An 11,250-nucleotide genomic window follows, 5' to 3' on the forward strand; every position below is an offset into this window, starting at 1 on the left:
GCGCGCGACTGGCACGGCCCGATGCGGGCCGGCGGCATGTCGGCAGAGGCTATCGGATGAACGGAAGCGGGAGTTCACTGCCCGTTTATGCTCCGTTCCGGGCGGACCGGGATCATGCGGCGCCGTCCGCGATCATCATCGTCGATGGCTGCCCGGCCTGACAAAACGCGGTGGGACAGCCCTTAGGGCCTGACGTCGAACTGCCGTCGCGCGGCAGACGGCAGCTCGGCGACAGGCCCTAGTCTGACCCGCATGACATGGCTGATCACAGGCGGAGCGGGATATATCGGGGCACATGTGGTGCGGGTCATGCAGGGGGCCGGTGAGCGGGTGGTCGTTCTCGACGACCTCTCGACCGGTGACCCGGACCGGCTGCCCGCCGGCGTCCCGCTGATCCGGGGCTCCGCGGGCGACCGCGCGCTGCTGGACCGGGTCCTGGCGGAGCACGCGGTGACCGGTGTGGTCCATCTCGCGGCGAAGAAGCAGGTCGGCGAATCCGTCGAGAAGCCGCTCCTGTACTACCGGGAGAACATCGGCGGGCTGACCGTCCTGCTGGACGCGGTTGTGGCCGCCGGCGTGCGGAGCTTCCTGTTCTCCTCCTCGGCAGCGGTGTACGGCGTGCCCGAGGCGGAGCTGATCACCGAGGAGGCCCCCTGCGTCCCGATCAACCCGTACGGGGAGACGAAGCTCGCCGGGGAGTGGCTGGTGCGGGCGGCCGGGCAGGCGCACGGGCTGGCCACCGGCTGCCTGCGGTACTTCAACGTGGCGGGCGCGGCCGGGCCGGAGCTGGCGGACACCGGGGTCTACAACGTGATCCCGATGTTCTTCGACCGGCTGACCCGCGGCGAGGCCCCGCGGATCTTCGGTGACGACTACGACACCCCCGACGGCACGTGCATCCGTGACTACATCCACGTGGCCGATCTGGCCGACGCGCACCTGGCCGTCGCCCGCCGGCTGGCCGTGCAGGACGGGCCCGGGGACCTGACCGTGAACATCGGTCGCGGAGAGGGCGTCTCGGTCCGCGAGCTGGCCGCCCTGGTGGCGGAGGTCACCGGCCTCGACCGGAGGCCCGAGTTCGAGGCACGCCGGGCCGGGGACGCCTCGAAGGCGGTCGCGTCCTGCGACCGGATCGCCGGCGAGCTGGGCTGGACGGCCCGGCTCGGGGTACGCGAAATGGTCGGATCGGCCTGGCAGGGCTGGCTGCTGCACCACCCCGGGGCAGCCACCGGGTGAGCTGTCGGGCCCATCGGCGCACTGCTCTGACCTGCGGACATTTCCGCAGGTCAGAGCAGTTGACAACGGTGTTCACTGCCGTGTTGCCCGGTACCCCCGCCCCGTAGTTCACTGGCAATTGCTCGGGCCGTTCGGGCCGGGCCCGCGAGACGACCGGGAGGCGTCCCCATGGGGGCTGGGCACGATCACGGACATACGCACGGCGGACCCGTACCCACCGGCACGGCGGCCGCCGCGTACCAGGGCCGGCTGCGGATCGCGCTGGGCATCACGCTCACCGTGACGGTGATGGAGATCGTCGGCGGGCTGCTCTCCGGCTCCCTGGCGCTGATCGCCGACGCGGCCCATATGGCGACCGACGCACTGGGTCTCGGCATGGCGCTGCTGGCGATCCACTTCGCCAACAAGCCTGCCGGGCCCAACCGCACCTTCGGCTACGCGCGCGCCGAGATCCTGGCCGCGCTGGCGAACTGTCTGCTGCTGCTCGGGGTCGGCGGCTATCTCCTCTTCGAGGCGGTGGAGCGGTTCGTCAGCCCGGCCGGGACGCGGGGCGGGCTGACGATCGCCTTCGCCCTGGTCGGCCTGGTGGCGAACGTGGTGTCGCTGTCCCTGCTGATGCGCGGCCAGAAGGACAGCCTCAATGTGCGGGGCGCCTATCTGGAGGTGCTCGCCGACACCCTCGGCTCGGTGACCGTGCTGGTCTCGGCGGGCATCATCCTGGCCACCGGCTGGCAGGCCGCGGACCCGATCGCCTCGCTGATCATCGGACTCATGATCGTCCCGCGTACCGTGAAGCTGCTCAGGGAGACGCTGAACGTCCTGCTGGAGTCGGCGCCCAAGGGCGTCGACATGGGTGAGGTGCGCGATCACATCACGGCCTTGCCCGGGGTGCTGGACGTCCATGACCTCCATGCCTGGACGATCACCTCCGGCATGCCCGTCCTCTCCGCCCATGTGGTGGTGCACCAGGAGCTGCTCGACTCGATCGGGCACGAGAAGCTGCTCCACGAGCTGCAGGGCTGCCTCGGCGACCACTTCGACGTGGAGCACTGCACCTTCCAGCTGGAGCCGAGCGGGCACGCCGAGCACGAGGCGAAGCTCTGCCACTGACGTCTGCCGCCGGCGGACGGGGCGAAACGACCGGCGGTGTAGGGTTTTCGCAGAGGCGTACGAGCCTCTGCCCGCGTGAGAGCCGTGTCCGAGAGAGGAGCTGGGGTCGATGACTGCCGCGACGACGCCTGCCCGGCGCACCATCCGGTCCCGCTTCAATTCCCGGGTCACCGGCTAGCATTCCGGCCCTCACCGAGTCGGTACGTCGGCCGGAACCCGCTCACCCAAGGGTTTCCCACGTTGACCGACAACGATCACTCCCGGCACGACGAACCGTCCGTTTCCCCGCAGGGCCACGCACCCGAGCAGCCCCTTTCAGGCAACGGCACCCACTGGACACCCCGGCCCGAGTCGGCCGCGGACACCCGTGCGGTGTACGCGGTCAACGCCGCGGCGTTCCCGACGGACGCGGAGGCCAGGCTCGTCGACGCATTGCGCGGCGATCCGGCTGCCTGGCTGCCCGGCCTCTCCTACCTCACCGAGGCGCCCGACGGATCCGTGGCCGCCCACGCCCTGCTGACCCGCTGTCTGGTCGGGGGCGCACCGGCGCTGGCGCTGGCTCCAGTGGCCACGGCACCGGAGCACCAACGCCGGGGCGCGGGCCAGGCCGTAGTGCGGGCCCTGCTCGACGCGGCGCGGCTGCGCGGGGAGCCGCTGGTCCTGGTGCTCGGCCACCCCGAGTACTACCCGAGGTTCGGCTTCGTGCCCGCGTCGCGGTACGGAATCCGGCCGGGCTTCGAGGTGCCCGACGAGGCGATGATGGCACTGGTCCTCGACGATTCCGGTCCGGTTCCGCAGGGCACGATTCGGTACCCGGCGGCGTTCGGGGTCTGACGTGCGCGTCAGGTGCCGCCGCGTCCGCGTTGCGCGGCGGCACCTGACATGCCAGGACCCGAAGTGCGGACAAGCGGCTTTTGTACGGCAGACTTGAGCAGACTCGACGGGACCGGCGCACGGGGCCGGGACCACAGCGAAGGATGGGTATGCCGACCACACCAGCCACCGCGGCGAACAGCTCGTCGAACGGCGCAGCAGAAGCGATCATGCTCGAACTGGTCGACGAGAACGGCAACACCATCGGCACGGCGGAGAAGCTCGCCGCCCACCAGCCACCCGGCCAACTGCACCGGGCCTTCTCGGTGTTCCTCTTCGACGAGCAGGGCCGGATGCTGCTGCAGCAGCGCGCCCTGGGCAAATACCACTCCCCCGGTGTCTGGTCCAACACCTGCTGCGGTCACCCGTATCCGGGCGAGGCGCCCTTCGCCGCCGCCGCCCGGCGGACGCACGAGGAGCTGGGTATCTCCCCCTCGCTGCTGGCCGCGGCCGGCACGGTCCGCTACAACCACCCGGACCCCGCCTCGGGTCTGGTGGAGCAGGAGTTCAACCACCTCTTCGTGGGGATGGCGCAGGAGCAGCTGCGGCCGGATCCGCAGGAGGTGGGCGGGACGGCCTTCGTATCGGCCGACGAGCTGGCCGAGCGGCACGCCGCGGCGCCGTTCTCGGCGTGGTTCCTGACGGTGCTGGATGCCGCCCGGCCCGCGATCCGTGAGCTGACGGGCCCGGCCGCCGGCTGGTAGGGAAGGCTCCGGCGCGGAAGGGTCAGCGGCTGCGCGTCATGGGCGAATCCATGTGCGCGTCACAGGATCGTGCTGAGGGGCAGCGCCGCCCAGATGACCTTTCCGCCGCCCGCGGTGTGCTCCACGTCGCAGGCGCCGCCCGCCTCCCGGGTGATCTCCCGGACCAGCAGCAGTCCGCGCCCGCCCGTCTGCGCGTAGTCGGTCTCCAGGGCCGTCGGACGGTACGGGTGGTTGTCCTCGACGGACACCCTGACCCACTCGGCGCCCACGGCCACCTCGACCGCGAGTTCCGGGGAGAGCAGCGCCGCGTGCTTCACGGCGTTGGTGACCAGCTCGGAGACGATCAGCAGCAGCCCCTGGGCGATGTCATCGTCCAGGGGCACGCCCTGGCGCTCCAGCAGATCGCGTACGGCGTGCCGGGCCTGCGGTACGGAGACGTCCGTGGCCGGGGCGGTGAACCGCCAGACCCCTTCGTACGACACGGGCCTGGCGGGGACACTCCCGCGGCTCTCCATAGACAGGTACCCGCTCTCCACTCGATGGTGACTGCACGTCGAGTACAGGGTGCGGGGCGTAGTCGGTCCGGTCCGTACCACTGAGCAGAAGTGGACTTCTATCGACGGAACTTGACCGGATAGCTGTGGGTGGGTCAGCTGTCGGACCGCTTTTGCTCGCCTCCTGGGGGCTGACCGGGCTGCCCCTGGCCCGATCCGCCCTGGTCCGGTCCGCCCGCGGGTGTCATCCGGTCCGAGACCATGGCGACGATCCGGCGGCCGCCCACCCCGATCGCGACGAGTCCGAGGCCGTCGAAGAGCAGGGCGAGCGAGAAGAAGCAGCCGAGCACATAGAGGCTGCTGTGCGGCCAGTCGAAGAGGACCAGCAGACCCAGCAGCAGGCCGAACGCGCCCTGCAGGAGCGTCCAGCCGAACTGCGGACCCCGCACCACGACGCTGCCGGCCAGGCGGAACACGCCGCCCGTCAGGAAGAGCAGCGCGGCGAACATCGTGAGCGCCTCGGCCGAGCCGTGCGGGTGGCGGATGACGACGACCCCGGCGGCGATGTTCAGCGCGGCGACCACCACCCCCAGCCAGAAGTAGTTGGTGCCGCGCGACTGGATCGCGTGGAGCAACCCGACCAGACCGCCGACCAGCAGCAGCCAGCCGAAGAGGATCATCGAGGTCAGCGTGGCGACGCCGGTGTAGACGAGGCCGACCAGACCGGCCACGACGAGCAGAATGCCGAGCAGGGCGAGGCCGCCGAAACTGCGGCTGAGCTTCCTGCCCTCTTGTGCGGGATCGGCCACCAGAAGCTCCTCGGGGTGCGTTCCTGCTTCGCGGCCCCTTCTTGATCATAGGTTCGAACGGTATGGATAGCATCCGGCGCATGGACCGTACGGAACCCCGGCTGGAGCACACCGTCGTGGACGGCGTGGCCACCGTCGTCGTCAGCAACCCCGCCAAGCGCAACGCCATGACGGCCGCCATGTGGGAGTCGCTGCCCGTGCTGCTGGACCGGCTGGCGGCCGACTCCTCGGTGCGCGCGCTGGTACTGACCGGGGCCGGGGAAACCTTCTGTTCCGGCGCGGACATCTCCTCGCTCCGCGACCCCTCGGGCGCCCCGCAGGGGCTCGCGGTGGCGGCGGAGGAGGCGCTGGCCGCGTTCCCCCGGCCGACACTCGCCGCGGTGCGCGGCTACTGCGTGGGCGGCGGAAGCCAGCTCGCGGCCGCCTGCGATCTGCGGTTCGCCGAGGAAGGGGCGTCGTTCGGCGTCACCCCCGCCAGGCTCGGGATCGTGTACGCCGCGTCGTCGACCCGCCGGCTGGTCGCGCTGACGGGCCCGGCGACGGCGAAGCACCTGCTGTTCTCCGGTGAGCTGATCGGTACGGACCGGGCGCTGCGGACCGGTCTGGTCGACGAGGTGCTGCCGGCCGGTGAGCTGGACAAGCGGGTCGAGGCCTACGTACGGGTCCTGTTGTCCCGTTCGCAGCTGACCCAGGCGGCCGCGAAGGAGTTCACCGCGGGACGCGAGGACCGGGATGCCCACTGGGCGGACCAGGCACGCCGCAGCGGCGACACCGCGGAGGGCGTCGCCGCCTTCCTGGAGCGGCGTGCACCCCGTTTCACCTGGCCGTCGCAGGCCTGAGTGCTCCCTGCCGCCGATGGATCGCTACCGCAGGATGTGGCGGCTCCCGGCCCGCCACTCCTCGACGAGATCGGCCGGGGCCTTCTCCGGGGATCCGGCGTCGTACGGCGGCTGCGGGTCGTACTCGGTCAGCAGCTGCACGGACTGGGCGTACCGGTCGCCCGCGATGCGGCCGAGCAGGGTGAGGCCCATGTCGATGCCGGAGGAGACGCCGGCGGCGGTGACGTACTTGCCGTCGATGACGACGCGTTCGCCGGTCGGCTCGACGCCGTAGTCCTTGAGCGTGCCGAGGGCGAGCCAGTGCGAGGTGGCCCGCCGCCCCTTCAGCAGCCCCGCGGCCGCGAGCAGAAGTGAGCCGGTGCAGACAGACGTCGTCCAGGTGCTGGTGGCGTCGGCGCTGCGCAGCCAGCCGAGCAGGGTCTCGTTCTCTATCTGGGCGCTCTGCCCCGGGCCACCGGGGACGATCACCAGATCGGGCGACGGGACGTCGTCGAGCGTCCGGTCGGCGACCAGGGACAGGCTGCCGCTGTCGTTGCGTACGGGACCGGTCCGTGTCGCGACGAAGACGGTCTCGGCACCCGGGGCACGGGAGAGGATCTCGTACGGTCCGACGGCGTCGAGCGCGGTGAAGCGGTCGAAGAGGACGATGGCGATCTGCATGGACGGCTGCCTGCCTTCGGTCGGTGAGGGTCAGTGGGTCCGGGTCAGTGGGTGAGGGGGGCGGGATCGGTGGGGCGGGGCCGGCCGGGAGGCTCGTCCGCCGGCCTGGGGCTGAACCGCCTGCGGTATTCGGCGGGTGCGGCGCCCAGCGCCTTGACGAACGCGCGGCGCATCGCCTCCGGGGTGCCGTATCCGCACAGGCGTGAGATGCCGGCGATGCCGTCGGTCGTGTCCTCCAGCAGCCTGCGGGCCTCTTCGAGCCGGACGCGGTCGACGTACCGGCCGGGCGTCATACCCGTCTCGGCCTGGAAGGCGCGGGCGAAGTGGCGCGGCGAGAGCCGGGCGCGGGCGGCGAGTGCCTCGACGGACAGATCGTCGCCGGGGTGTCCGGTGATCCAGTGCTGGACCTCGCGCAGCGGTTCGCGGCGGGCCGTCTGCGCGGTGAGCTGGGCGCTGAACTGGGCCTGGTTTCCGGGCCTGCGCAGAAAGACCACGAGATGCCGGGCGACGGTGAGCGCCACGTCCCGGCCGTGGTCCTCCTCCACGAGTGCGAGGGCGAGATCGATGCCCGCGGTGACTCCGGCGGAGGTGGCCAGCCGGCCGTCCCGAACGAAGATCGGCTCCGGGTCGACCTCGACGTCCGGATGGGCGCGGGCGAGGTGGTCGCAGACGCTCCAGTGTGTGGTCACCCGGTGGCCGTCCAGCTGTCCGGCTTCGGCGAGCAGCAGGGCGCCGGTGCAGACGGAGACGAGCCGTTCGGCGTGCGGGGCGTGCTCGCGCAGCCATTCGACCAGGGCGGGGTCGGGGGCACGGGTGCCCCGGCCGCCGGGGACGAGGAGGGTGTGGGCCGGTCCGGCGGCCGCGAGCGTGCTGTCGGGGACGAGCGTGAGTCCGCTCGACGAGCGGACCGGGGCGCCGTCCAGCGAGGCGGTGCGCAGTTCGTACGAGACCTCCGGGAACCGGGAGGCGCCCGCGAAGACCTCCAGCGGCCCGCTCACATCGAGGCTCTGGATGCCGTCGAAGAGGACGACGAGTACGGAACGCTGCTTCATGTCTGCCATCCTGGGCGGCATGCCGGACGGCCGCAATGACGGGTTCCCCACCTTTCCTGCCATGACGGGCTGCGACAGATGTCACCGGCGCCTCGGGGTTCCGATACGTACCGACCAGTCGGTAACGTGCAGGCATGAGTACTCTGCCGCCCCGTGCCGGACGCCGCTGCCACAACGCCCTCAACCCGATCCACTCCTCGCTCTACTTCTCCCCCGACCTCGGAAAGGAGCTCGGCGGGATCGGGATCGAGGACCCCTCCGCCGCCTACTTCGCCTCCCGCGCTGCCGCTCTGGGCGCGGTGGGCCCGGGTACGGTCACCGCGACCTTCTACAACTTCAACCACGAGCTCGTGACCAGGCATGTGCCCGCCGTCTGGGACATCGCCGCACCGGGTGAGGTCCTGGCCGCACGGCTGCGCGCCGCCGACTCGACGCTGCGCAGGCTGCTCGGCGAGGAGATCATCGCCTCCCCCGAGATGGCGGAGGCCGCACAGCTGGCCCTGCGTGCCACCGAGGGCTGTACCCGACACGCCCGGCCGCTCTACGCCGCCCATGCCGATCTCCCGGTGCCGGAGCAGCCGCATCTGGCGTACTGGCACGCGGCGACCCTGCTGCGGGAACACCGCGGCGACGCCCATCTCGCCGCACTCCTCGCCGCCGGACTCGACCCGGTGGAGGCCCTGGTCAGCCATACCGCCACGGGCAAGGGCATGGCGCCCCGCTGGGTGCTGGCCACCCGCGGCTGGCGGCGATCGGACTGGGACGACGCGTCGGCGCGCCTTCGCGACCGTGGACTGCTCACCGCCGAGGGCGAGTTGACGGACGAGGGCACCGCACTGCGGGCCGGTCTCGAGGAGACCACGGACCGGATGGACCTGACTCCGTACGAACATCTCGGCGGTGCGGCGGTCGCGCGCCTGACCGAGCTCGGGCGCGGATTCCTCGGCACGGCGTTGGCCGCCGGCGCGTTCCCGTCGGACGCGACCGGCTGACCGGCCTGGTAACAGGCAGCCGGCATATGGGGCGGTCGGGCGACACGGCGCCCGGCCACCCGGCAGAATGCAGGCGAGTGGCCCGGAGCCCGTCCGAACGACGGACGGCCGGGCCCGACCAGCACAGCCAGTACGAGAAGGCGAGTCGGTAAAACCGTGACGACGTCCATCGAAGGCAGGATCGCCGAGGAGCTCGGCGTACGCGAGCGACAGGTGAAGGCGGCCGTCGAGCTGCTCGACGGCGGATCGACCGTGCCGTTCATCGCGCGCTACCGCAAGGAAGCGACCGAAATGCTCGACGATGCGCAGCTGCGCACGCTCGAGGAGCGGTTGCGGTATCTGCGGGAGCTGGAGGACCGCCGGGCGGCGATCCTCGAATCCGTACGGGAGCAGGGCAAGCTCGACAGCGCGCTGGAGGCGCAGATCCGGGCCGCGGACACGAAGGCGCGCCTCGAGGACATCTATCTGCCGTTCAAGCCGAAGCGGCGGACGAAGGCGCAGATCGCCCGGGAGGCCGGGCTCGAACCGCTCGCCTCGGGCCTGCTGGACGATCCGTCGGTGGATCCGCTGGTCGCGGCCACCTCCTTCGTCGACGCGGACAAGGGTGTCGCGGACCCGGCAGCGGCCCTCGAAGGGGCCCGCGCCATCCTCACCGAGCGGTTCTCCGAGGACGCCGACCTGACCGGCGAGCTGCGTGAGCGCATGTGGAGGCGCGGCCGGCTGGTGGCGAAGGTGCGGGACGGCAAGGAGGAGGCGGGCGCCAAGTTCGCGGACTACTTCGACTTCACCGAGCCGTTCACCGCGCTGCCCTCGCACCGGGTGCTCGCGATGCTCCGGGGTGAGAAGGAGGACGTCCTCGACCTCGTTCTGGAGCCGGAGGAGCCGTCCGGGGAGCCCGGCCCCTCGGCGTACGAGAACATGGTCGCCCGGCGCTTCGGGGTGAACGACCGCGGCCGGCCCGGGGACAAGTGGCTGGCCGACACCGTGCGCTGGGCCTGGCGCACCCGTCTCCTGGTCCACCTCGGCATCGACCTGCGGCTGCGGCTGCGCACGGCGGCGGAGGACGAGGCGGTACGCGTCTTCGCGTCGAACCTGCGCGATCTGCTGCTCGCCGCACCGGCCGGGACGCGGGCCACGCTGGGGCTCGACCCGGGGTTCCGTACCGGAGTGAAGGTCGCCGTCGTCGACGCGACCGGCAAGGTCGTGGCGACCGATGTCATCCACCCGCACGTGCCTGCCAACAAGTGGGACCAGTCGCTGGCGAAGCTGGAGCAGCTCGCGAAGGCGCACGACGTCGATCTGATCGCGATCGGCAATGGCACCGCGTCCCGCGAGACGGACAAGCTCGCCGGTGAACTGTGCGAAAAGCACCCGGAGTTGAAGCTCACCAAGGTGATGGTGTCGGAGGCCGGCGCCTCGGTGTACTCGGCGTCCGCCTTCGCCTCGCAGGAACTCCCGGACATGGACGTGTCGTTGCGCGGCGCCGTCTCGATCGCGCGCCGCCTCCAGGACCCCCTGGCGGAGCTGGTGAAGATCGACCCGAAGTCGATCGGGGTCGGGCAGTACCAGCACGACCTCTCCGAGGTGAAGCTGTCTCGCTCGCTGGACGCGGTCGTCGAGGACTGTGTGAACGGGGTCGGGGTCGACGTCAACACCGCTTCGGCGCCGCTGCTTTCGCGGGTCTCCGGCATCGGCTCGGGCCTCGCGGAGAACATCGTCGCGCACCGCGACACGAACGGGCCGTTCCGTTCCCGCAAGGGGCTGAAGGACGTGGCCAGGCTGGGCCCGAAGGCGTACGAACAGTGCGCGGGCTTCCTGCGGATCCGGGGTGACGACCCGCTGGACGCCTCCAGCGTGCACCCCGAGGCGTACCCCGTGGTCCGGGCGATGGTGAAGCGGACGGGCAGTGACGTCGCCTCGCTGGTCGGCAACACGAGTGTGCTGCGCTCGCTGCGGCCGGACGACTTCGTGGACGAGAAGTTCGGGCTCCCGACCGTGACCGACATCCTCAGGGAACTGGAGAAGCCGGGGCGCGACCCGCGTCCGGCCTTCAAGACGGCCACCTTCAAGGAGGGCGTCGAGAAGATCGGCGATCTCGCCTCCGGGATGGTGCTGGAGGGGGTCGTCACGAACGTGGCGGCGTTCGGCGCGTTCGTGGACGTCGGGGTGCACCAGGACGGTCTGGTGCATGTGTCGGCGATGTCCAGGACGTTCGTGAAGGATCCCCGGGACGTCGTGAAGCCGGGTGACATCGTGCGGGTGAAGGTCATGGAGGTCGACATTCCGCGGAAGCGGATCTCGTTGACGCTGCGGCTGGACGACGAGGCGGGGGCGAGGCCCGGGGCCGCTCCCGGCTCCGCGTCCGGGTCCGATGGCCCGAGCGGCGAGCGGGGCGGGCGTCCGCCTCGGCAGCGGCAGGGGCAGGGCGGGGCGGGGCCGCGCGGCGGTCAGGGAGCCCAGGGCGGCCAGGGCGGCCAGGGG

At 71.4% G+C, this 11,250-nt stretch carries 11 protein-coding genes; 7 read left to right on the forward strand and 4 right to left on the reverse strand.

The genetic code is table 11. The features are described 5' to 3' along the window. Positions 1–252: 252 nt before the first annotated feature. The 4 genes from galE (at position 253) to idi (ending at position 3,923) form a co-directional block, all read left to right on the forward strand. The gene (gene galE / locus ACFVW8_RS35845) at positions 253–1,236 is read left to right on the forward strand and encodes a UDP-glucose 4-epimerase GalE (protein ID WP_389697615.1); all 984 of its coding nucleotides are present in this window, start codon (positions 253–255) and stop codon (positions 1,234–1,236) included. Between the two features lie 168 nt (positions 1,237–1,404). Beyond that, positions 1,405–2,346: a cation diffusion facilitator family transporter gene (locus ACFVW8_RS35850; protein WP_389697617.1), complete on the forward strand. Its 942-nt coding sequence runs from the start codon at positions 1,405–1,407 to the stop codon at positions 2,344–2,346. Positions 2,347–2,718: 372 nt separating this feature from the next. After that, the gene (locus tag ACFVW8_RS35855; RefSeq protein ID WP_389697635.1) at positions 2,719–3,180 is read left to right on the forward strand and encodes a GNAT family N-acetyltransferase; all 462 of its coding nucleotides are present in this window, start codon (positions 2,719–2,721) and stop codon (positions 3,178–3,180) included. Positions 3,181–3,329: 149 nt separating this feature from the next. Next, the gene (gene idi, locus ACFVW8_RS35860; protein WP_389697619.1) at positions 3,330–3,923 is read left to right on the forward strand and encodes an isopentenyl-diphosphate Delta-isomerase; all 594 of its coding nucleotides are present in this window, start codon (positions 3,330–3,332) and stop codon (positions 3,921–3,923) included. Between the two features lie 59 nt (positions 3,924–3,982). On the opposite strand, the gene ACFVW8_RS35865 is transcribed toward idi, so the two are convergent. Next, positions 3,983–4,438 carry an ATP-binding protein gene (locus tag ACFVW8_RS35865; protein WP_389697621.1) on the reverse strand — a complete coding sequence of 152 codons (456 nt, stop codon included), beginning with the start codon at positions 4,436–4,438 and terminating at the stop codon, positions 3,983–3,985. Positions 4,439–4,572: 134 nt separating this feature from the next. Beyond that, positions 4,573–5,226, reverse strand: coding sequence for an HdeD family acid-resistance protein (locus ACFVW8_RS35870; RefSeq protein WP_389697623.1), 654 nt, complete (start codon positions 5,224–5,226; stop codon positions 4,573–4,575). A gap of 80 nt (positions 5,227–5,306) precedes the next feature. Here ACFVW8_RS35870 and ACFVW8_RS35875 point away from each other — a divergent pair, with 80 nt between their 5' ends. Then, a complete protein-coding gene (locus ACFVW8_RS35875) occupies positions 5,307–6,065 on the forward strand; it encodes an enoyl-CoA hydratase/isomerase family protein (RefSeq protein ID WP_389697625.1) in 759 nt (252 codons plus the stop codon). A gap of 24 nt (positions 6,066–6,089) precedes the next feature. Here ACFVW8_RS35875 and ACFVW8_RS35880 read toward each other — a convergent pair whose 3' ends face one another. Next, on the reverse strand, positions 6,090–6,725 hold the full coding sequence (locus ACFVW8_RS35880) for a DJ-1/PfpI family protein (protein WP_389697627.1): 636 nt from the start codon (positions 6,723–6,725) through the stop codon (positions 6,090–6,092). 44 nt (positions 6,726–6,769) lie between these two features. After that, the gene (locus tag ACFVW8_RS35885) at positions 6,770–7,777 is read right to left on the reverse strand and encodes a GlxA family transcriptional regulator (RefSeq protein WP_389697629.1); all 1,008 of its coding nucleotides are present in this window, start codon (positions 7,775–7,777) and stop codon (positions 6,770–6,772) included. Positions 7,778–7,911: 134 nt separating this feature from the next. Here ACFVW8_RS35885 and ACFVW8_RS35890 point away from each other — a divergent pair, with 134 nt between their 5' ends. Further along, entirely contained in the window at positions 7,912–8,769 is an 858-nt protein-coding gene (locus ACFVW8_RS35890) for a hypothetical protein (RefSeq protein ID WP_389697631.1), read from the forward strand. Between the two features lie 156 nt (positions 8,770–8,925). Then, positions 8,926–11,250: Tex family protein (locus tag ACFVW8_RS35895; RefSeq protein WP_389697633.1), on the forward strand; the 2,325-nt coding region annotated here is incomplete at its 3' end.

The organism is Streptomyces sp. NPDC058221 (assembly GCF_042882365.1).
Taxonomy (GTDB): domain Bacteria; phylum Actinomycetota; class Actinomycetes; order Streptomycetales; family Streptomycetaceae; genus Streptomyces.

Coding starts and splice junctions, on each gene's coding strand:
- galE (WP_389697615.1), top strand. CDS start 253: ATGACATGGCTGATCACAGGCGGAGCGGGATATATCGGGGCACATGTG.
- ACFVW8_RS35890 (WP_389697631.1), top strand. CDS start 7,912: ATGAGTACTCTGCCGCCCCGTGCCGGACGCCGCTGCCACAACGCCCTC.
- idi (WP_389697619.1), top strand. CDS start 3,330: ATGCCGACCACACCAGCCACCGCGGCGAACAGCTCGTCGAACGGCGCA.
- ACFVW8_RS35875 (WP_389697625.1), top strand. CDS start 5,307: ATGGACCGTACGGAACCCCGGCTGGAGCACACCGTCGTGGACGGCGTG.
- ACFVW8_RS35885 (WP_389697629.1), bottom strand. CDS start 7,777: ATGAAGCAGCGTTCCGTACTCGTCGTCCTCTTCGACGGCATCCAGAGC.
- ACFVW8_RS35865 (WP_389697621.1), bottom strand. CDS start 4,438: ATGGAGAGCCGCGGGAGTGTCCCCGCCAGGCCCGTGTCGTACGAAGGG.
- ACFVW8_RS35850 (WP_389697617.1), top strand. CDS start 1,405: ATGGGGGCTGGGCACGATCACGGACATACGCACGGCGGACCCGTACCC.
- ACFVW8_RS35880 (WP_389697627.1), bottom strand. CDS start 6,725: ATGCAGATCGCCATCGTCCTCTTCGACCGCTTCACCGCGCTCGACGCC.